The sequence below is a fragment of the Collinsella aerofaciens genome, from assembly GCF_015558785.1.
In the GTDB taxonomy this organism is placed as follows: Bacteria; Actinomycetota; Coriobacteriia; order Coriobacteriales; family Coriobacteriaceae; genus Collinsella; species Collinsella aerofaciens_P.
Window position 1 is genome coordinate 109,498 of record NZ_JADMOP010000001.1, and the last position, 20,115, is coordinate 129,612.

Sequence of the window (20,115 nt, forward strand, 5' to 3'; positions counted from 1 at the left end):
TATGAAGATTGGGTTTGTCGGTTTTGGCAATATGGCGAGCGCTATGGCCGATGGCTGGATCGCTGCCGGTGTAGCTGCGAGCGACATGTGCGCCTGTGCGGGTCGCTACGACGCACTGGTTGAGCGCTGCGAGGCGCGCGGCATGGTCGCCTGCCACGATGCCGCCGAGGTTGTCGCCGCATCCGATATCGTGGTCGCTGCGGTCAAACCGTACATGATCGAGAAGATATTCGCCCCGCTCAAGGATGCTCTTGCCAAAAAGGTCGTTCTGTCGGTTGCCTGGACCTGGGACAGTGCCAAGTGGGAGCAAGTCCTGCCGGGCGTCGCGCATATCTCGACGGTGCCCAACACACCGGTTTCGGTGGGCGAGGGCGTCATCGCTTGCGAGAAGGCTTCCACGCTTAGTGATGAGCAGAGCGCAGTGGTGCTTGATCTGCTTGGCAAGCTCGGTGCGGTGGTCGAGCTCGATACGAGCCTGCTGTTTGTGGGCGGCACGGTGGGTGGTTGCGCTCCGGCATTTGTCGCTATGGCAATCGAGGCCCTGGGCGATGCGGCGGTCAAGCACGGTATCCCGCGTGCCGATGCCTATCGCATTGTGAGCCAGATGGTGCTGGGTACGGCAAAGCTGCAGCTTGCAACTGGTCAGCATCCTGCGGCGATGAAGGATGCCGTATGCTCGCCCGGTGGTGCCACCATCAAGGGTGTCGTTGCGCTCGAGGACGCCGGCATGCGCAGCGCCCTGGTCAAGGCAATCGACGCAACTCTCCAGTAAAACCGACCAAAAAAGACAGGTTTATTTTGGCAGGTTTTTCCTGCGGTTTTGTCGTATGTGCGAAAAGCGCCCCGCAACCGGATCGTTACCGGTTGCGGGGCGCTTGCGTTTGCCCAGATAAAACCGACCAAAATAAACCTGTCCCTTTTTGGCAGGTTAGTCCCAGAAGCTGTCTTCCTCATCCTCGGACTTGGGGCCGCGGTCGACGTACATCTTATGGGTACGCTTCTCCATTACAAAGGCAAGAATCGCAAATAGCAGGATGCCGCCGGCGAAAAGGATGGCAAAACCGGTGCGGGTGCCAAACAAAAAGGAAAAAACTGCGTCCATTGGGTGCCTTCTTGCGTAGTTGAGTTGGGTCGTAAACGCTCATAAGTATATACTTGCCCATACATGTACAAGGTTGCAACCTAAATGGAATGTATATCGCCGGAGGATCTAATGCTTGATATCAAGTTTGTTCGCGAGAACCCCGATGCCATCGATGTCGCCATGGCTAACCGCCAGACGTCTTGGGATCGCGAGAAGTTCTTTGAGCTCGACGACGAGCGCCGTGCCGTCATCACCGAGGTCGAGGAGCTCCAGGCTACGCGCAATGCCGAGTCCAAGAAGATCGGCGCTCTGATGAAGGAGGGCAAGAAGGACGAGGCCGAGGCCGCCAAGGAGGCCGTGCGCGCCGTCAACGAGAAGATTGACGGTCTGGCCGAGCGCCGCACTGCTCTCGAGCAGGAGCAGTACGACTTCATGGCTCACCTGCCCAACATTCCTTGCGAGGCCACGCCGTACGGCAAGGACGAGGACGAGAACATCGAGCGCCGTCGTTGGGGCACCCCGCGCGAGTTCGACTTCGACTTTAAGCCGCACTGGGATTTGGGCACCGATCTGGACATCCTCGACTTCGAGCGTGGCAACAAGCTCTCCGGCAGCCGCTTCACCGTTCTCGGTGGCGCCGGCGCCCGTCTTGAGCGCGCCCTCATCAACTTCTTCCTCGATACGCACATCAGCCGTGGTTTTAAGGAGTGGTGGCCGCCCATCGTCGTCAAGCGTCAGACCATGTTTGGCACGGGTCAGCTGCCCAAGTTCGAGGACGACGCCTATCACGTCTCGGGTGACAACTTCCTGATCCCCACCGCCGAGGTCGTGCTCACCAACCTGCACGCCGGCGAGGTCCTCGATGCCGACACCCTGCCGCGCCGCTACACCGCCTTCACCCCCTGCTTCCGTGAGGAGGCCGGTTCCGCCGGCCGTGACACCCGCGGCATCATTCGTCAGCACGAGTTCGACAAGGTCGAGATGGTCAAGTTCGCTAAGCCGGAGGAGTCCGACGAGGAGCTCGAGAGCATGACCGCCGAGGCCGAGTACCTGCTGCAGCAGCTGGGCCTTCCGTATCGCGTGATTAGCCTGTGCACCGGCGACTTGGGCTTCTCTGCCCGTCAGACCTACGACGTCGAGGTCTGGCTGCCGAGCTACAACGCCTACAAGGAGATCAGCTCCTGCTCCAACTGCGGCGACTTCCAGGCCCGTCGTGCCAACATCAAGTATCGCGACCCCGAGAACTTCAAGGGTTCGCGCTACCTGCACACTCTCAACGGTTCCGGCCTACCGGCCGGCCGCACCATGGCCGCCATTCTGGAGAACTACCAGAACGCCGACGGCACCATCACGATTCCCGAGGTTCTGCGTCCTTACATGGGCGGCCTCGAGAAGATCGAGCCGGTCGCGTAACTTGGCTGCATAGGGGATATGCAAGGGCGCTCCTTCGGGGGCGCCCTATTTCGTGCGCAGGCCCATACCATGCCGTGCGGACAGCTCAATAGAAAACACGCGAACAACTGTTCTGTATACAGCCATCTACCTGCTATGCTTTTGCTAAATAAGAGCGAGAGAAAGGGGACGCGATGGAGCTGTTTGATGATCGGGTGGTTTTGTTTGAGAGCGACGAGGGCGGGGAGTACCTGCTTGTAACGTGTGAGCCGTCTGGCATGGGCGGCCTGGTGGTTCGGCAGACGAGTGAGGGTCCGTTGACACAATGGTGCTTTGAGGAGTCGCCGCATGTGGTCGAGACCTTTGTGACGCACGAGGGACTTGTGGCGCTGGAGCATTTCTATGGAGTTGGGACTTCCAACCAGGTCGCGCGCATGCTGAGCATCTCGTTTGCCGATTATGATTGTGCCCAGCGGGTGAGATCGCTCCTGAGGGAACTTGATGCTAAGTTCGACGTGATCGAAAAGCCAATCGATCGTACGGGGAACGGCGGTATATGCGGAGCAGCATGACAAAACTGCGTTCCACAAAAAAGTTTGAGATTGTGCTTGACTCCAATAAGCTAAAGTGGTTTTATATGTCTTGCGCTGCGGCGTTACCTCAGCTGGATAGAGGGTCTGACTACGAATCAGAACGTCATAGGTTCGAATCCTATACGCCGCACCAATTGAACTTGAAGCCTCCGGCAACGGGGGCTTTTCTTTTACGCCGGCACCGCACGGATTCGAACCTCGGTCGAGGCGCGAGCATCTTAATCATCACTTCGTAAAATTTTTCCAAATTGTCGCTTGACCCATCGAGGGGTCACGTGCATAATAATCCGTGCGTTGCGGCGTTACCTCAGCTGGATAGAGGGTCTGACTACGAATCAGAACGTCATAGGTTCGAATCCTATACGCCGCACCAATTGATTTTAAAGCTCCCGGCAACGGGAGCTTTTCTTTTACGCCGGCACCGCACGGATTCGAACCTCGGTCGAGGCGCGAGCATCTTAATCATCACTTCGTAAAATTTTTCCAAATTGTCGCTTGACCCATCGAGGGGTCACGTGCATAATAATCCGTGCGTCGCGGCGTTACCTCAGCTGGATAGAGGGTCTGACTACGAATCAGAACGTCATAGGTTCGAATCCTATACGCCGCACCAATCGAACTTCAAGCCTCCGGCAACGGGGGCTTTTCTTTTATGGCAACACCGCATGGATTCGAACCTCGGTCGAGGCGCGGGCGTGAAGCGGACGATTTCTTATCGACTCGTGTAAGATTCCGAGTAGGTGTCGCGGCCCATCCGCGACCACTCCTTCTCTCAACGACTGATCAGGGTGATATTTCGTGGCAGAGCGTCCGACATACAAGCTCAGGTTTCTCGATCCCAAGAAGCGCTTTCCGGCGATGCCCGAGCAGCCTGCGGGGCGCTCATATGGCGTGGTCTGGAAACTCTTTGGCGAGGACCAGCATGAATCTTGTTATGTCGTCGAATTCGTTGGCAAAAGCCATGTGTCGCTTTTGGGCTACGTAAGCGTTTCGGGTGAGGTGTACAAGGTGGACCGCCCCGTTAGCGAGGCTCCGCTGCCCAACGATCCCGACATGGAGCTGGTCCTTGACGAGTCGGATTCCGGTATTGGTGAGATTATGGTAAGGGAGGCCAACGGTGCAATGCGCGCGTGCGCGCAAACTGCCGGCTCTCCCGAAGGCCCCATGCGCGAGCAGTCCGACCACGAGACATGGAATTCGATCCGCGCCCTTCCTTACGGCGAGTTCATGGCATCGATGTTCCTGCGCTACGTGATATTCGCTGACTCCGAAAATGCCATTGCGAGCACGGCGAACGCCGGCGGACTCGACGAGGGTATGCAAAATGTTGTCGACAAGATCAAGCTCGTAAAGTTGCCCGAGCCGGTCGAATTGTTTTTGGGCTTTAACACGGCACCGCTACCTGACGCTATCGAGACGCTGCTCTACCGCGTTGACCATGCCGAGAATCCGAGCGGTATCGAGCGTTATGCCGCCGCCCTTATGAGTGAAATTGACTTGCCCCGCCTGCGCACCATCGCTGCCAAGTCCGAGATGAGCTTGGCTCGCATTGATCGCTCAAAGCTTTTCTATCTCAATTTTGATCGTAGCCTGCTGGACCAGGACGAGATTGACATGCTGCTTGCAATAGAGTGCCGTCTCAACCGTCTTTCCGGCATCCTTGAGCGCATCGGGGCTGGATTGGCCCCCGCGGCATCCTCGCCGAGTCTTGAGGGCTGTGCACTCTTTGATTCGTGGCATATCGCTAAGACGACCAACGATGTTCCCCGACTGCTCGATACGGCCTCGAGCGATAACCCGTGGGCAAAGCCGGGAACGGTTTCGTGCCAACCGGGCGGCGAGTGGGACGTGCGCACCCGTTTTGCGCGAATCGTTGAGGTGCTCAACGTGGTCACGCGGCTCGACTATACCTATCGAGTAAACGTTGCCGAGGGGATTATGCTCGTTCGGTTTGGGCAGTCTGTCGTTGATGCCATGCCGCAACGTGAATACGACGCTCAAGATGACGCCTGGCGCGAGCTGGACAAGGACACGCGCGCGATCTGGGCCGCGGAGCACGATGCACGTGTGGCACTCACGCTTGCGGCAGCGTGTTTTGCCGCGGGCACCTGCATCACGCGCTGCTATGTGCAGATTGCTGCTACCGACAGTGAGCAGGGCGAGCGCGTTGTCGCAACGTATTTCTTTGGGCGCGCGGCCTATCTGGCCGATTGCGTGCCTGTCGCCAAGGATCTTGAGAGCATGGACATGGACGATATGCCGTGCAAGCGTGTGCTTGAGGCGTATGAGTCAACCGCTCCGGAGACGATTGAGCCTGCGGAGGTTCATGCTCGTCCGCGTGATGACCATCGCACGCTGCCGCCGGCGCTGCGCGATCTGCTGCTTGCCGATACGGCTGATGAGTTGGAGGTCATGGAAGAGGACGACGACCCATACGTGGCCCGTGTTGTTGAATTGCGCGAGCAGGCAAAAGTCGACCGTACAGGTGCTTTTGAAGGCTTTTCCCGTCTTGTTGAGGAGTTGGAGGCTAAGTGCGCCGTTGCCGAGCTTTTGGCGACAGGTCCGGTTCAAACGCAGTTTTGCGATAACCAGCTGGTGCGCATGGTGCTACCGGTGTTGGAAGAAGACCGCTCTGTGCGAATCCTTCGTGCGCCCGATGCGCTGTACTTTGCCCAGCACGAGATCTGCAGCTTTTACGTCGAGCAAGAGGACTTTGAACGAGCGCTGCCCGAGGTGCGCCATCTTTACGATCTGGCGCGCTCGTCCATGCAATCGCACTTTGCGCTCATCAACGTGCTTGCGCGTCTGGAGCGCTTTGACGAGATTATCGAGGTGGCGCGCCACGGCCTACGTATTGCCAGCGATCGTTCTGCAATCGGCTACCTGTTCTATCGCCTGGCGTTTGCCTATTGGAATTGCGATCAGCTCGACCTGGCGCTGGCTTGTTACCGTCTGGTGCCGCGCGGCGAGGAGTCGGGCAGTAGCGCGCTGGAAGAAATGCAGGGCCTTATGAACGAGATGGGCGTTAGCGAGCCTCCGACGTTCGAGGAAGCGGTCGAGACCATCCGCAAGGCTGGGCTCGAGCTGCCGCCAGTGTCCGCCGTGACGAATCAGCTGGCAGATGCCGCTGTGCAACTGGTCGACAACGGCTTCTTTTTCCTGGCACGCGGTTGCATCTTCCAAATGTGGCGCACCATGGGCAACGACGAGCTCGGCTCCCTCAACCGCTCGCTGGGGTGAAGTTAGGCTGAGCCGAGCGGCCATCACCCCAGCATCTCTTTGAGCGTAACAAGCTCGACATCGCCTATCGCAGCGGCGCGTTGGCGGCAGTTGTCGGTAAATCCTTCCTTTGAGAACAAGTAGTACCGTTCGATATGCTCGCCCAAAAGGGCACCGCGGCGTAGGAGTGTATCGAGCACATCGGCGTCCACAGCCTCATTTCGCCATTTACATTCGCCGACGATGAGCCCGTTATCGATACTTTCGAACACGATGTCGATTTCTTCCTGCTGCTTTGTTTGAGGATTGGTTCCCCACCACGTTCCGATTCCTTTAAATAGAATGTCCAGGTTGCCGTTGGCCACTTGCTGAGCTAACCATTGGCGACAAACGTCCTCGAATACCGGCCCAACGAATGTCGGGAAATCGGTTTTAACGATTGCGCTCGCAATTTTATCCTCGAGTCCAACTTCGAGTGCGCCGGCGTATTTGGGAATGAAGTAGTACCAAAAACGAAAGAGGTTATCGCCGATGCGGTAGAAAACCTGACGTTTTTTGGCATGGACTTGAGGCGTTACGCGCTCAACAAGCTGAAGCTCGGCAAGGGCGTCAAGCAATTGGGATACTTGCGGGCTGTTGAGGCCAGTGGTATCGGCAATCTCCTTAGGCCTGACGTAGCCGTTTGCAATCGCAGAAATAACGGCGTTGTAAATGGCGGGATTCCGCACCTCTTGAAGCAGGTAGTTTTCGGGTTCGATATGCAAGTAGGCGCCCTGACGCATAACATGCTTTGCAAGATTGCCTGTCGTTGAATCCGAATCATCGAACTGACTGAGATACATGGGGATGCCGCCCACGGCCGCATAGAGCTCGACAAGCTTTTGAGGATCGGCTTGTGGAAGCATTTTCTTGGCATCGAAAATGGAAAAAGGCTTGAGCTTTATCTGCAGGGTTCTGCGTCCGTATAGAGGGCTTTTATAGCCCATGACCTGGTGCTCCATAAAGCTCATTGAAGACCCGCACAGAATAAGGAACAGCTTGCTCGATTCGCGGTTTTGGTCGATGAGAACCTGAAGGAACGACGAGATACCCGGATAGCAGGCGGCCAGATAGGGATACTCATCGATAACAAGAACCAAACGCCCCTTTTGAGCGATCTCGAAGGCAGCGGTGAGTGCGTTAGAAATAGAGTTTGTCGTTGGTTCAGGCGTCATCAGGCCAAAAGCTGGGTCGATTTCCGAAAGGGCCTTGTTGAGCAGGCGAACGTTGTCGCCAATAGTTGTTTCGAGCGCCGTGAAAAAGCAAACTTTTGGCTTATTGGAGACAAAGGTCCTGAGCAGGCTTGTCTTGCCAACACGCCGACGTCCATAGACGACGGCAAATTGAAAAGAGTCACTGGAATAGGCAGTTTCGAGTTCATTGAGCTCGCGCTCTCGACCAACAAAGGATGGCATTTGCATCACCCGCATATAGATAAGGTATAACTAATTAAACTATAACGAATTAAGGTATAGATTACTATAACTGTGCGCCATATAGACGGAATTCACAAGGCTAGCCATGCCGGTTTAGGTTGGTCTGGCAAGTGCAGGCGTGACAAAGGAGGTGGGGGAGGTGTTTCTCGCCGTATAATCACACACATGGTTGGCGTTGCGCAACAGCGCTTTATTTGTCCAGCAGGTTCAAATAATTACTCGCTCAAAATCTCTTTTAAGGGATAGCCGTTTTACGTATCTTGTGAGTCAGCAAAAAGGACGGTCGCACGTGCGATCGAGAAAAGGGGAAGGAGTGCGATGCCGATGTTTTGCCCGGTATGTGGAACAAAAGTAGAAGACAGCGCGCGTTTCTGCACCGGTTGCGGTGCTCCGCTTGGCGCGCTGCAACAAGGTGGCCTTGATGCTTCCGTACAGCTGAACCAAGCTGAATCCGTTAGCCCTTCATGCTCCGAGAACCCGGTGGACTTTGGGTCTTCGGCACCGATGCCTCAACAATCCAAACGCTTGAGCATGCTCGACTTTCTCACGGAAAAGCGCCAAATCGGCAACCGCTTAGTGCCGACGTTCGCCCTCATCATTGCAAGCTTTATTGCTGCCGCAGGCATCGCCTACGCCGCATTCATGCTTTACAAGAATGTTGTCGAGCCCCGCATTCAGCAGCCCGTCCAGCAGGAGCAGACGTCAAAAAAGAGCAAGGAGCAGCAGAAGTCTTCGGAAAAAGACGATAAGGAAAAAGCAAACAAGGAAGCCCACATTGCCTACGATGAGGTTTTAAATCAGTACCGCGAGGCATTTGCTGATGGGTCTCTGACCCAAGGCTATGAAGATAATGGATTCGTATTCGACGATGCCGTGGAATCGCCATATTGGACTGATGGCCAGAAGGATTCAAAATACCCTCTGTTCAATTACTTTATAGACGTGCAGGGGGCTGGCATAACCGTGCAAGGAATACGTTACCTCTATAAGGATTTAGACGGTGATGGAGTAGACGAACTTCTTATTGGCTATGAAGATGATGACATGGGGGTTAGTTGCACGTCTTCATATGTGCTGGCTATCTATACTTTTAAGGATAATCAAGCTAAAGGGCTCGTTGCCGTAACAGGCTACAGACAGTGCATGGAGCTTTGCACGGACAACGTTATTTGTCAGTGGGGCAATGGCGGATGGGCAGTAAACGATTGGGACTTTGGCCGATTTGTCGAAGGAAAAATCGAGAGCGAGACGGCAATGTCGCAGGATCGTGACGACGATACGAAGATTGCAACTGTCGAATGTTCGGGGGCAATTAACGAAACAGCGAGCGATTCGTTTGAGGGCATCTCGAACAGCGCCGATTTGGCCAATTGCAGTGCGTTAATCCAAAAAACTAAAGACGCCTATCCGGTTGATTCCTCAGCGGCCTGGCAACCGTTAATCTAGCAAGGAGCAAATCATGTTCTGTCCAAAATGTGGCGTTAAACTCAATGATAATTCAAAGTTTTGCACTGAGTGTGGTGCCTCACTAGAAGGTGCGGCTCAGGTGGTGGCCGAAGTTCGCGATAGAGCGCTTGAAGACGCCTCACCATCTCAGCTTTCAAGTGAAACGTCCGCCGACAGCGCTTTGGTGACTGATGATACGAACGTAGACATTGAGACAGAACCAGAATTCGAGAAGGCCGAGCGCGCCTCTGCCAATATCAAGCAGGCGAGTGGGCCCGTGCAGGCGTCTACTACGGTGGATGTCGCATCTCGGGGCGCGACACCGCAGCGTAAAGAGTCCAAGGTACCCTATGTCGTTGGAATTGTCGCTGGGCTTATTGTGATTGGACTAATGTCCTGGCAGCTCTTCTTTAATAGTTCCAACGGCAATGTCGCCATGTTCGGTCAAAAGGAATCGGTGGTTTGTGCACTCGATACCAAGGTAATTCCGAAAGATTCAGACGGTAATGCGATTACGTCTTTTGTAGCGGAGCTTATTGATGAGGACGGTCGCTCTTCGAAGGTTAAAGTAACCGGGGAATCAGGCTTTTCGATGGGGAAGTTTAAGAATGTCAAAGAGGGACCGTATACACTCAAAGTGACCAACAAGGAGACAAAGGTCGAGTACTCGATTCCGGTAAAGCTTGTGGGCGATAGCCGTAAGGCTGAGGCTGAAACTGAAGTCACTGTTCAAGCTCCCGCAAAGAAGCCTGCTACAGATGCTAAGAAGGATAATGCGGACGGGGAAGATGTAGACTCCAGCCAGGTTGCTGCATTTCGTGCATACGACCAAAAGTGCCGCGAATATCTCAATAAATATGGAGAGGCACGCGTTGTTGAGACATACGGATATGCGCTGACGGGTTTTTGCGTGGCGGATTTGGTTGATTTCGACAACGATGGAAATGACGAGCTGTTAACAATAACGTGCGACCTGGATGAGGATGCATCCCAGATGGATTGGGTCGGGACAGATTCGACCAAGCCCTATGAGGTCGAGGTCTGGTCTTATGCCGGCGGTGGCCTAAAGCGTATATATGAACAGCACTGGGTTGATTACAGCAACGGTGGCGGTGAGTATCTCTCACTTACGGAGAGATCTGGCAAGATTTTTATCGAGAGCAACATGAGCACGATGAGCGATCAGATGAAGGCCATGTGTGAGAAAGAGAATGTTCTTTCCTCTTCAATTACGACGATGCACTGCAAAAAGGGCGACGCTTTTGAGGATGACATTTCAGTTGAATTTGCCAGTGTGTATACGCCCGATGATTACGAATCCTTCTATCTTGTGCAGGGAGAGCCTACATCGGAGGGGGAGTATGCGGATGCTCTGGAAAGTTATGACCAACATGCAGTCTACGCATTGCTGGATTTCAGTATGACACGAAACGAGTATCAAGATTCGACTTTTTTATCCTTGCAGGATGTCCAGACAAGGACTGCAGACACACTATTAAAGCTTGATAAAGCTTAGGCGAGTAGCCAAATCAATCGTGGAAGAAGTTCCTGTCCCAGCTGCTATGCCATGAAGTTGCTCAAAAGTAAGAAGCCCGGATGCGCTTCGGTACGCATCCGGGCTTCTTACTTTTGAGCTGACCGATCTTCTGCCGTCAGAGCCTCGTTCCGTTCAGCACGAAGTTCGCCGATGCCAGGGAGTTGAGGAGGTCCATCTGGCTGTGGAGCTCGTCCATGTGGTCGAGAAGCGTCTGCTGGAAGAGCGCGTTGCGCTCTCGGTCCTGCTGGCTTCTCCGCCTCTCCTGCTCGGCTTCATAGCAGGCGATTGCCTCTTTGGGGTTGTCGGCCTTTCCGTCGCGGATGACATCCTCGAGTGCCTTGAGCATCCAAGGGCTTGAGTAGTCGAAACCGATGATGTAAACACCATTGATTTTATTTTCGTTGAATTTTTCGAAATTGATTTGAAGTTTCAATTTCTCTTTGATTGCCTTTTTCACCTGAAGATCAGTATTCTCGTCGCGGAGTCTAATCTCACGCTGCCAGTGCTTTCGGCGATTGAATAGCAGCAAAAAAACGAGGAGCGGGATGGCCAGGATGACTGCACCGGCTTTTAAATCGTCCGCTGGGCCGTCTTGATAGCCAGGGCCGAATCTTAAGATGGAGGGGATGATTTCTAAAGATACAAAAATGAGGAAGCCAATCAGGACCTTTTTTGACTTACGAAAAGCCGTATCGTTTGCAAGGGCGTTTTTCAACTCGGTTTTTTCGGCCTGATAGACGATAATCTTGGCGCAGATGCGCTCTATTTGATCATAACAATCGTTAACTTGGAGGACGTGGTTGCGAAATCTGCTTAAGAAATCGCACCACTGAGACCGCGTCTCCAGCTCAGCGAGGTTGTGCTTGGTGGCTGGCTTTTCGATATGCAAGGTGCCGGTGGCGGAAATGGGCTTGCCGCACGCATTGCAGAAGGTGGCTCCATCTGGATTGTTGGCGCCGCAGTGATTGCAGTACATGAATATGTCCTTACGTGATGTGGAACAAAGACGGCAAAATGATATTCCTATTGCTCCAAAAGGATGGCGGCTATGCCCCTAATTTCGGTATGAAGTATTTATTTTGACGAAGACGAGGAAGCGCGATTCTCCAACCCCGCTTCACGACAGCCAAGTTGAGCCTTTGTAAGATCAGCTGTTAAACTTGTTAAAGTTTGCTAAAGTTGTTAAACTTAGCCGCCGCGACTTCGGCAACGCCCATGTCTAGCTTACCTATCTCCGTTTGCAATCTTTTTGAGCTCGGCTTTTCGCTTGCTGCTGAGGAGTTGGTCTAGGTTGAGGCCCTCTGATCCACAGCGCTTAAGCAGACCGGAACCGTTGAATCCGTTTTCGGCAAGATCGTCTTCCAGCTCGTGCTTGAGCTGAGTCCATTTACTCAATTGTTTGCGAATATAGTCGGGGCGGCGTTCGGTTGCCTCGGCTATTTCGTTTACCGATTGGCCTTCGGCGAATCGACGACGTAATTCGATCGTCTCTTGGCGAGTCTTTTCGTTTTTGGCGTCGGTCTTGCATTTTTCGCTGCAGTATTTACGCTCCATGCCGCGGTGCCCTGCGAGAGAAAAGGCGCGACCGCATTGCTCACAGTAGCCGATGCGAACGGTACTGAGCTTGCGCGAGAAATCGAACCACAGCCATGAGAGGTAGCTGTCAAAGGACAGAAAACCTGTGGACTCGCTGCCCTGAAACACATCGACATGCGCGCCCGAGAGGTGTGCAATCACGAGCGCCTGGACAAGTGCAGTGAGTGCGCCCTTGTCGGTGTCGTTGAGAAGGCTGCTCTGCGGAACGATGCTCGCGTCAGGGGCGATGTCGTAATAGCTCTGCTCGCTGGGAGCAAGCTTAAGATGCTGCAGCGCGGCGCGCGAGTCGTCGTCGCTCAGGGCGAGCAACAGCTTAAGGGTCTCAAAGTCTTCCAGCGTAAGTTCGTGGTCAAAGGAAAACACGCGAAACTCGATAGCGGCTCCCGCGGCGTCTCCGGTGGTGGAAACAAATGCGTAGAAATAGCCATCGCTCGATTCGATGCGGCGGATAATCGGCAGGCTTTTAAAGCATGCAGCGTAGCCACCGCTTATGCCCAGATAAATCGAGTACATGATGAAGGATGATCCGTCTGCCTCGCTTGAGATGACGACCTTATCAATCTGCCTGATGGCACGTACTTTTGCGATATTGCAGTTGCCGTTGAGGAATTCCTGAATGCGAACCGCGACAAGTGCCGATACAGCGGTGTATGCCCAATCACGAACTATCTCCGTTTCGCTGACACCGAAAAGAGGGCCTGTTTGACGTGCAAAATCAACAATGTTGCCCACATCTACGCGAATGGGGGATTCGGGGTTGCCGGTGGGCTCGACGCATGAAGCGAGTTTGATCAGGTCCGCATGGCGCTCGTTGTGCTTGGGCGCGGCGTTATGGTTAAGCTCGCTAAGTTCGATGGGTCGGTATAAATCAAAGAACAGGAGCGTGCCGCTGGCGGATTGCCTTTCGTGGGGCTCAACGGTTTTGACGTCCTTAAAGGGGATAAATCCTTGCGCCGTCTTAGTTTGCGAAAGATTGAACATAACGCTCCTACCTGGTGCTTTTTCTATAGGAAGTATATCAAATAATTACCCGGTCAAAATCACTGTAATTGGGTTATTGCAAATCGTATCTTATGTGGCGTCAGGAAGAGAGACGACAGAAAGGACCCTATCATGTATTGCAAGCAGTGTGGATCGCAGATCAACGAAGGCGCCAAGTTCTGCGGCGTGTGCGGCACTCCTACGGTTGCGGCCGAAGCAACGCCGGAGGACGTGGCTGCTAACAGCCGCCATACCTTTTATGCTCCCCAGAGCACCGGCATTGGAGCTATCGAGTTCATCACCTCGTACATCACGTTCTATCTTAAGGGGAGCATCGAGTTCACCAACGGCAACGTGATCGCGCAGGTGCCCAATACGATTCTCGGTGTTATTCCGCTCGGCCGCCGTAAGCGCACGCTCGATGTTGCGCATATCACGTCAACGGTGAGCGACTTTAAGGTTGACATCAAGAAACTGCTGATTGGTGCGGTGATTGCGCTAGTTGGCCTGTGCAGCTTGGGAGATCCGGACAGCATCTTACTCGCTCTGGCAATCATGGCGTTCGGTGTGCTCATGGTGCTCAACGCATTGGTCTCGTACGTGGCGATTTCAATGGACTCGGGCGAGCTCGTTATCATTCCGTTGGTAGTTTTTGAGCGCGACAAGGCCGATATGATTGCCGATAACATCAACAGGCTGCTGAGCGCTCGCAAGTACGACACCAACGTGCGCATCCATACCGAGAATGCTGCCGACCGCATGGCGCACGGTCAGGCACAGATTGTCGACGCCATCAACGGGCTCCGATAGGCTCAAATTAATCAAGGTGCCGTCGAGAGATGCTTGACGGCACCTTATGATGGAATGGCTCATTACGGCTGGCGTTCCTGATGCGATGCGCCGGCCGATGCGGATCAACGGGAGAAGCGATGTTTTGCACGAACTGCGGTGCCAAAATCGAAGAGGGCGCTTGCTTTTGCGGTAACGATCGTGGCGGTACGGGCCATATCTGTAGATCGATTGTGGGATACAACGGAAAGTAAAATCGCCTCAAAAATTCCCTCTTGCCCATCCTCGACTGTTTGGTTACTATAGAACGGCTGTTACGGAGAGCTGACCGAGAGGCCGAAGGTGCTCGCCTGCTAAGCGAGTATGCCCCAAAAGGGCATCTGGGGTTCGAATCCCCAGCTCTCCGCCAGTACGAATTTGAAGAAGGGTCCCATTTGGGGCCCTTTTTTGTACGGAGAAAGGAGGCTGGGGATTCGAACCCGAGAGGGCACGGGCGTTAAGCAAACGCGAAAGCGTTTGTAGCCCGTGGGCGAAAAGCCGCCAGGCTTTGAAGCCGGAGGGCATGCGTAGCGTGCCCGGACATCCCCAGCTCTCCGCCAGTTTAACTTTAAAGAAGGGTCCCATCGGGGGCCCTTTTTTATTATCGAGAAAGGGCGCTGGGGATTCGAACCCTCAAAAAGGAGGCATCCTTTCGGACGCCTCCTTTCAGTGGACTTATTATTCTTGCGCCCTACATCTCAGGAGCCTTGGCTACGGTCTCGCTCTCTGCCGCAAGTGGGCGGTTGTCGATGCGGCGGCCCAAGCGATCGAGCTTCACGAGCAGCCATTCAATGGGATTCGGCCCCGAGCCTTCTTCGTCGGCAACCAGGTCCATGACGGCGATCTTGGTGCCGTCCTGCTTGAGCGTAACGCTGCCCACCTTGTCGCCCACATGCACCGTGCCCGAAAGATCGTCGTAGCTAACCTTTTCGGTTACCTCGCCGGCAAGGGAAAACACGGTCGCTTGCGCCGTAGGATCGACGAGCGTGGCGTCGATCGTCTTGTCCGTCCAATCCGTCTGGCTAATGCGTGCCATAAGCGGGTTGCCGTTGGCGGTCTTTTCCTGCGTGTTGGCAATCGCGACCGTGACCTTGTGGCCGTAGTACCAATTGGCAAGGGTTGCGGTATCGGTAAAGCGCTGGTCGGTGGTGGTGGAGTTCAAAACGACGGTGTAGATCTCGTCGCCGTCGCGGTTGTAGGCGCTCGTAAAGCAATAGCCCGCGTCGTCGGTGGTGCCGGTCTTGCCGCCGATGTTGCCATCTTGGCCCAGCAAATAGTTATGCGTGTCCATGGAATGCGAATGGTCGGTGCCGTCGGCGCCCGTGACCTCGATCCAGGAATCCTCGCTCGCTAAGACCTCGCGGATCGTGTCGTTTTTCATGGCCTCCTGCATCATCAGCGCCACGTCATGTGCGGTTGAGTGCATATCGCCAGCCCACTCATCAAAGTCCAGACCATGCGGGTTTTCAAAAAGCGTACCGGTACAGCCGAGCTTCTTAGCGCGCTCGTTCATGGCCTTCACAAAGGTGGCCTCGGCGTCTTTGGTCTTAGGGTCGATCTTCTTGCCCACATATTCGGCGAGCACGATGGCGGCGTCGTTGCCCGAGGGAATCATCAGGCCGCGCAGCGCCTGCTCCACGGTAAGCTTGTCGCCTTCGAGCAAGCCGGCGGTCGAATTGCCCACTGTGGCTGCGGCGTTGCTCACCGTGACCTTCTCGTCCATCTTGCAATTCTCGACGGTTAGGATTGCGGTCATGACCTTGGTGATCGAGGCAATTTTGACCTGCTCATCGGCGCCGCGGGCATAGTAGACGGTGCCGTCTTTGCCCATGACGAGGGCATTGGTCGCATCGATATCGGGCAGGTTTTCGGCCGTGATGCCGCGCGCATCGGCGGTTTTGCCGCAAACATTGTCGGTCGTGAGCACTTGGGCGCCGGCGACGGTGGGCGCGCCAACGGCAAGGGCGATAGCGCAGACAAAGCCGGCGGCAAGCTGGGCTGAGCGCTTTGCAAAAGAGGTGAGGGACTTCACGGATTTCGCTTTCGACGGGATGGTCTCTTCTGGAACTAGAGTATATCGTTTGCCGGCGTCGGCGATCATCGCGTGCGCGCTTGGCCCACATCCGCACCCGAACGGGCACAAGGGTGCTTAAGGCCGACTTAATCACCCACGCTTGTTGTGTGTGGCGTGCGTCGCCTCGGGCATAATGGAGCGCGAGAGGAGCACGCATGAACGAGCACATTTTGGTAGTTGATGACGAGAAGGCCATCGCCGACTTGGTTGGCATCTACCTTACAAAAGAGGGCTTTGATGTCCAGATTGCCTATAGCGGGGCCGATGCTGCCAAGGCGATTTTGGAGCAGGAGTTCGATCTGGCGCTGCTTGATGTCATGCTGCCCGATATCGATGGGTTTGAGCTGCTGCGTACGATCCGTTCCAGCCATACCTATCCCGTGATCATGCTGACGGCGCGCGATGCCCAGCAAGACAAGATCGGGGGCCTTTCGCTTGGCGCGGACGATTACGTGGTTAAGCCGTTCCGTCCGCTGGAGCTCATCGCGCGCGTGCACGCTCAGCTTCGCCGCTACACCAGCTACGGTAGCCGTGCACATGCGGCCGAGTCGCCGACCATTCAGCTCGACGGCTTGGAGATCAACCGCGATGCTCGTTCCGTGACAGTGGACGGTTCACCGGTTCGCCTCACGCCCACCGAGTATTCAATCTTGCTGTATCTGGTCGAGCATCGCGGCAGCGTGGTGGCCGTGGAGGACCTGTTCCGCGCGGTGTGGAACGAGGACTTTATGCCCGGCTCCAACAATACGGTGATGGTGCATATTCGCCACTTGCGCGACAAGATCGGCGACGACGCACAAAAGCCGCGCTTTATCAAAAACGTCTGGGGCGTCGGCTACATCATCGAATAACGCTTTTCGCTTGTGAGGATCTTGATATGACAAAAGACGATAGACAAGCGTTCGAGGTGCCCGATCGGCTCTTTGAATACGTGAGGTCGGTCGTCGACAACCGCGCGCTTGCAACGGTGCTGCTCTTTTTGCTGAGCCTGCTGCTGATTGGCATCGACAACATCGTCGGAATCTTGGCGGTGCTGCTTGTCGGCTTTTTGCTGATCGATCGATTTGAGATCGTGTGCCGCTGCGTGGTGATTGGCGGCGCCGCGTGGGCCATGACGTTGGCGATTGGCGCCATGGCGCTCGGCGGCATCGAAGGGCCGGTGCTGTTCGATGCCGGCTTTGTATTCAACATGCTTGGCTTTGTGCTGGCGCTTGCCGCGTGCGTGCTGTTCTTGTGTGGCCGCGCCCTGTGCTACCAGGGCTACGAGCAGGGCGAGCAGCATGCCGATTGTGTGCTGGCTGCTCGTATTCAAGATCGCCTGATCGATCACCCCGACACCTGGGACAACATCGACGGCGACTTCTTGGAGGTCGAGGGCGCCCTTAACCGCGTGCGTGACCGTGAGCGCAAGGTGCAACAGGCCTTGCGTGACGAATCTCATCGCAAGGACGATCTGGTCACGTACTTGGCACATGACCTACGCACCCCGCTTGCCAGTGTGGTGGGCTATCTTTCGCTGCTGCAAGAGGCTCCTGAGCTGCCGGTTGAGCAACGTGCGCACTTTACGGGCGTGGCTCTCGACAAAGCGCACCGGCTCGATGCACTCATCGAAGAGTTCTTCGATATCACGCGCTTTGACTTCCACGATATCGTGCTCACGCGCGGCTATGTTGATCTGGGGTTGCTGCTGGCTCAGGTGGCTGACGAGTTCTATCCCATCCTCAACGAGCAGCATAAGGAAGCCCAAGTTGATATTCGCGAGGACCTGACGGTGCTCGTGGATGGCGACAAGATGGCTCGCGTGTTCAACAACATCATGAAAAACGCCGTTGCCTATAGCTATGAGGGCTCGACCATCACGATCGAGGCCAGACGCCGGGACGGCGGTGGCGTGCGCGTGCGCTTTATCAATCAGGGCGATCCCATCCCTGAGGCAAAGCTCAAGGTGATCTTTGAGAAGTTCTATCGCCTGGATGCGGCGCGTGCGACCAATCGCGGCGGCGCTGGACTGGGGCTTGCCATCGCCAAGGAGATCGTATGCGCGCACGGCGGTACCGTTGCATGTGAATCGACGCCCGAACACACGATATTCACCATCGAGCTGCCCGCCGCATAGCCAGTGTGCCCTTACAAACACTTGACAATGCGCTCACGTGCATATGAGCCGCGATTCCTACTATCGATACTGCTGAATTGATATCGATGTGGAGGTATGCGGTATGACGGCTGCTGCGGCTGTGGAGCCCACGGAGCTTGAAGAACTCATGAAAGCGCAGGCCGAGGCCGCGCGCGAGCGCGAGGTTGGGGATGCGACTCGCCCCACGGCAGAGGATCTTGCCGCCTCGCCGACGCGCATCGATGTCGAGGGCCTCGACCTGTTCTATGGCGACCATCATACGCTCAAGGACGTGAATATCAAGATCCGCGACAAGCAGATCACCTCGTTCATCGGGCCTTCGGGCTGCGGAAAGTCCACGTTGCTGCGCTGCTTTAACCGCATGAACGACGGCATCAAGGATTGCCGCATCGAGGGCAAGATTGCGCTCGATGGTCAAGATATCCTGGGCGACTACGACATCTGCCGCTTGCGCCAGCGCGTGGGCATGGTGTTCCAGCGCCCCAACCCGTTTCCAATGAGCATCTACGACAACGTCGCGTATGGTCCGCGCGGCATGGGCGTGCGCGATCGCGCTGTGCTGGATGAGCTGGTCGAGGATTCCCTTCGTCGCGCTGCGCTATGGGATGAGGTCAAGGACAAGCTCAGTGAGTCGGGCCTGGGTCTTTCGGGTGGACAGCAGCAGCGCCTGTGCATCGCCCGCGCACTTGCCGTGCAGCCCGACATTCTGCTGATGGACGAGCCGACCTCGGCACTCGACCCTGTGTCGACGCTGGTGGTGGAGCAGCTGGCCTGCGAGCTCAAAGAGACCTGTACGCTCGTGGTCGTTACGCACAATATGCAGCAGGCGGCGCGTATCTCCGACTCGGTCGCGTTCTTTTTGCTGGGTGAGTTGGTGGAACACGCGCCCACCGCGCAACTCTTCAAGAATCCGACCGATCCGCGCACGGCGGATTATTTGACGGGACGTTTTGGCTGATACCATCTAGTAAAGGTACCTTTAGGGTTAAGATGCGGTCATGCCGGCCGCAAAGGGGTTCAACATGATCTATTACGTCGAGGACGATGACAACATCAGGGATTTGACGGTCTATGCACTGCGCAAGCAGGGGATCGAGGCCGAAGGCTTTTCGTGCGATGGTGAGTTTAAAGCTGCCGTGGCGCGACGGGTGCCCGATGCTGTACTGCTCGATATCATGCTGCCCGATACCGATGGCTTGGCGATTATGCGTCGTCTGCGTGCCGATCGCCTGACGGCGACGGTGCCCATCATGATGCTTACCGCCAAGGATACCGAGCTCGACAAGGTGATGGCGCTCGATGGCGGTGCCGACGATTACCTGACTAAACCCTTCTCGCTCATGGAGCTCGCCAGCCGCTGCCGCGCACTGCTGCGTCGCGGCGGCATGGTCAAGCAGGCGAGCGATGTGCTCAGCGTGGGCGACATCGTGCTCTCGCCCAGCCATCGCGAGGTGACCGTTGCCGGCGAGCCGCTTAAGCTCACCCTGCGCGAGTTCGACCTGCTCGAGTACCTCATGCGCAAGCCCGGCGTGGTCTTTACCCGCGAGTCGTTGCTGCAGAGCGTGTGGGGCTGGGACTTCGACGGCGGTTCGCGCACCGTTGACGTGCACGTGCAGACGCTTCGCCAAAAACTGGGCGAGCATGCCGGCGCCATCGAGACCGTGCGCGGCGTGGGCTACCGCTTGGCCGAGCCTTCTGCCGGTGATGGTGCCGAAGGTGACGACACCGCGGCCACCGCATCGGAGGAGTAACC

At 55.7% G+C, this 20,115-nt stretch carries 16 protein-coding genes and 4 tRNA genes; 15 read left to right on the top strand and 5 right to left on the bottom strand.

Annotated elements, in window-relative coordinates:
• Window position 1 precedes the first annotated feature (1 nt).
• Complete coding sequence (gene proC, locus I2G40_RS00460; RefSeq protein WP_195543815.1) at window positions 2-772, top strand: pyrroline-5-carboxylate reductase; 771 nt, start codon at window positions 2-4, stop codon at window positions 770-772.
• Between the two features lie 156 nt (window positions 773-928).
• Here the strand turns inward: proC and I2G40_RS00465 are convergent, their stop codons facing one another.
• Window positions 929-1,102 carry a DUF6724 family protein gene (locus tag I2G40_RS00465; protein WP_006235069.1) on the bottom strand — a complete coding sequence of 58 codons (174 nt, stop codon included), beginning with the start codon at window positions 1,100-1,102 and terminating at the stop codon, window positions 929-931.
• A gap of 111 nt (window positions 1,103-1,213) precedes the next feature.
• Here I2G40_RS00465 and serS point away from each other — a divergent pair, with 111 nt between their 5' ends.
• The 6 genes from serS to I2G40_RS00495 all read left to right on the top strand — a co-directional run bounded on the left by serS (window position 1,214) and on the right by I2G40_RS00495 (window position 6,309).
• Complete coding sequence (gene serS / locus I2G40_RS00470) at window positions 1,214-2,497, top strand: serine--tRNA ligase (protein WP_195193244.1); 1,284 nt, start codon at window positions 1,214-1,216, stop codon at window positions 2,495-2,497.
• Between the two features lie 173 nt (window positions 2,498-2,670).
• Window positions 2,671-3,048: a hypothetical protein gene (locus I2G40_RS00475; RefSeq protein WP_138113992.1), complete on the top strand. Its 378-nt coding sequence runs from the start codon at window positions 2,671-2,673 to the stop codon at window positions 3,046-3,048.
• A 77-nt stretch (window positions 3,049-3,125) separates the two neighbouring features.
• Window positions 3,126-3,202, top strand: a tRNA-Arg gene (locus I2G40_RS00480).
• 163 nt (window positions 3,203-3,365) lie between these two features.
• A tRNA-Arg gene (locus I2G40_RS00485) sits at window positions 3,366-3,442 on the top strand.
• 163 nt (window positions 3,443-3,605) lie between these two features.
• Window positions 3,606-3,682, top strand: a tRNA-Arg gene (locus I2G40_RS00490).
• Between the two features lie 185 nt (window positions 3,683-3,867).
• Window positions 3,868-6,309, top strand: coding sequence for a tetratricopeptide repeat protein (locus I2G40_RS00495; RefSeq protein WP_195543816.1), 2,442 nt, complete (start codon window positions 3,868-3,870; stop codon window positions 6,307-6,309).
• Between the two features lie 23 nt (window positions 6,310-6,332).
• Here I2G40_RS00495 and I2G40_RS00500 read toward each other — a convergent pair whose 3' ends face one another.
• Window positions 6,333-7,742, bottom strand: coding sequence for an AAA family ATPase (locus I2G40_RS00500; RefSeq protein WP_195543817.1), 1,410 nt, complete (start codon window positions 7,740-7,742; stop codon window positions 6,333-6,335).
• Window positions 7,743-8,081: 339 nt separating this feature from the next.
• Here I2G40_RS00500 and I2G40_RS00505 point away from each other — a divergent pair, with 339 nt between their 5' ends.
• On the top strand, window positions 8,082-9,209 hold the full coding sequence (locus I2G40_RS00505; protein ID WP_195543818.1) for a zinc ribbon domain-containing protein: 1,128 nt from the start codon (window positions 8,082-8,084) through the stop codon (window positions 9,207-9,209).
• Between the two features lie 13 nt (window positions 9,210-9,222).
• Window positions 9,223-10,725, top strand: a complete 1,503-nt coding sequence (locus I2G40_RS00510; protein WP_195543819.1) for a zinc ribbon domain-containing protein — start codon at window positions 9,223-9,225, stop codon at window positions 10,723-10,725.
• A gap of 136 nt (window positions 10,726-10,861) precedes the next feature.
• On the opposite strand, the gene I2G40_RS00515 is transcribed toward I2G40_RS00510, so the two are convergent.
• Both I2G40_RS00515 and I2G40_RS00520 read right to left on the bottom strand, forming a co-directional pair.
• The gene (locus I2G40_RS00515; RefSeq protein ID WP_195543820.1) at window positions 10,862-11,722 is read right to left on the bottom strand and encodes a zinc ribbon domain-containing protein; all 861 of its coding nucleotides are present in this window, start codon (window positions 11,720-11,722) and stop codon (window positions 10,862-10,864) included.
• A 248-nt stretch (window positions 11,723-11,970) separates the two neighbouring features.
• The gene (locus I2G40_RS00520) at window positions 11,971-13,323 is read right to left on the bottom strand and encodes a hypothetical protein (RefSeq protein ID WP_195543821.1); all 1,353 of its coding nucleotides are present in this window, start codon (window positions 13,321-13,323) and stop codon (window positions 11,971-11,973) included.
• Between the two features lie 132 nt (window positions 13,324-13,455).
• Between I2G40_RS00520 and I2G40_RS00525 the strand changes: the two genes are divergently transcribed.
• The gene (locus I2G40_RS00525) at window positions 13,456-14,133 is read left to right on the top strand and encodes a zinc ribbon domain-containing protein (RefSeq protein ID WP_195543822.1); all 678 of its coding nucleotides are present in this window, start codon (window positions 13,456-13,458) and stop codon (window positions 14,131-14,133) included.
• Between the two features lie 297 nt (window positions 14,134-14,430).
• A tRNA-Ser gene (locus tag I2G40_RS00530) sits at window positions 14,431-14,521 on the top strand.
• Window positions 14,522-14,842: 321 nt separating this feature from the next.
• On the opposite strand, the gene I2G40_RS00535 is transcribed toward I2G40_RS00530, so the two are convergent.
• The gene (locus tag I2G40_RS00535) at window positions 14,843-16,183 is read right to left on the bottom strand and encodes a D-alanyl-D-alanine carboxypeptidase family protein (RefSeq protein ID WP_195543823.1); all 1,341 of its coding nucleotides are present in this window, start codon (window positions 16,181-16,183) and stop codon (window positions 14,843-14,845) included.
• A gap of 197 nt (window positions 16,184-16,380) precedes the next feature.
• Here I2G40_RS00535 and I2G40_RS00540 point away from each other — a divergent pair, with 197 nt between their 5' ends.
• The 4 genes from I2G40_RS00540 to I2G40_RS00555 all read left to right on the top strand — a co-directional run bounded on the left by I2G40_RS00540 (window position 16,381) and on the right by I2G40_RS00555 (window position 20,113).
• Complete coding sequence (locus tag I2G40_RS00540) at window positions 16,381-17,076, top strand: response regulator transcription factor (RefSeq protein WP_195543824.1); 696 nt, start codon at window positions 16,381-16,383, stop codon at window positions 17,074-17,076.
• Between the two features lie 26 nt (window positions 17,077-17,102).
• Window positions 17,103-18,341 (top strand): sensor histidine kinase, encoded by a 1,239-nt coding sequence (locus I2G40_RS00545; RefSeq protein WP_195543825.1) that lies wholly within the window; start codon window positions 17,103-17,105, stop codon window positions 18,339-18,341.
• A 103-nt stretch (window positions 18,342-18,444) separates the two neighbouring features.
• Window positions 18,445-19,320 (top strand): phosphate ABC transporter ATP-binding protein PstB, encoded by an 876-nt coding sequence (gene pstB, locus I2G40_RS00550; RefSeq protein WP_229090558.1) that lies wholly within the window; start codon window positions 18,445-18,447, stop codon window positions 19,318-19,320.
• A 64-nt stretch (window positions 19,321-19,384) separates the two neighbouring features.
• Window positions 19,385-20,113, top strand: a complete 729-nt coding sequence (locus I2G40_RS00555) for a response regulator transcription factor (RefSeq protein ID WP_195521674.1) — start codon at window positions 19,385-19,387, stop codon at window positions 20,111-20,113.
• Window positions 20,114-20,115: the final 2 nt, after the last annotated feature.

What these genes read in the sequence shown, in the direction of transcription:
- I2G40_RS00545 (WP_195543825.1), top strand. Translation starts at nt 17,103, where the DNA reads ATGACAAAAGACGATAGACAAGCGTTCGAGGTGCCCGATCGGCTCTTT.
- I2G40_RS00525 (WP_195543822.1), top strand. Translation starts at nt 13,456, where the DNA reads ATGTATTGCAAGCAGTGTGGATCGCAGATCAACGAAGGCGCCAAGTTC.
- I2G40_RS00520 (WP_195543821.1), bottom strand. Translation starts at nt 13,323, where the DNA reads ATGTTCAATCTTTCGCAAACTAAGACGGCGCAAGGATTTATCCCCTTT.
- I2G40_RS00500 (WP_195543817.1), bottom strand. Translation starts at nt 7,742, where the DNA reads ATGCCATCCTTTGTTGGTCGAGAGCGCGAGCTCAATGAACTCGAAACT.
- I2G40_RS00510 (WP_195543819.1), top strand. Translation starts at nt 9,223, where the DNA reads ATGTTCTGTCCAAAATGTGGCGTTAAACTCAATGATAATTCAAAGTTT.
- I2G40_RS00515 (WP_195543820.1), bottom strand. Translation starts at nt 11,722, where the DNA reads ATGTACTGCAATCACTGCGGCGCCAACAATCCAGATGGAGCCACCTTC.
- I2G40_RS00505 (WP_195543818.1), top strand. Translation starts at nt 8,082, where the DNA reads ATGCCGATGTTTTGCCCGGTATGTGGAACAAAAGTAGAAGACAGCGCG.
- I2G40_RS00465 (WP_006235069.1), bottom strand. Translation starts at nt 1,102, where the DNA reads ATGGACGCAGTTTTTTCCTTTTTGTTTGGCACCCGCACCGGTTTTGCC.
- I2G40_RS00555 (WP_195521674.1), top strand. Translation starts at nt 19,385, where the DNA reads ATGATCTATTACGTCGAGGACGATGACAACATCAGGGATTTGACGGTC.
- proC (WP_195543815.1), top strand. Translation starts at nt 2, where the DNA reads ATGAAGATTGGGTTTGTCGGTTTTGGCAATATGGCGAGCGCTATGGCC.
- I2G40_RS00540 (WP_195543824.1), top strand. Translation starts at nt 16,381, where the DNA reads ATGAACGAGCACATTTTGGTAGTTGATGACGAGAAGGCCATCGCCGAC.
- pstB (WP_229090558.1), top strand. Translation starts at nt 18,445, where the DNA reads ATGACGGCTGCTGCGGCTGTGGAGCCCACGGAGCTTGAAGAACTCATG.
- I2G40_RS00475 (WP_138113992.1), top strand. Translation starts at nt 2,671, where the DNA reads ATGGAGCTGTTTGATGATCGGGTGGTTTTGTTTGAGAGCGACGAGGGC.
- serS (WP_195193244.1), top strand. Translation starts at nt 1,214, where the DNA reads ATGCTTGATATCAAGTTTGTTCGCGAGAACCCCGATGCCATCGATGTC.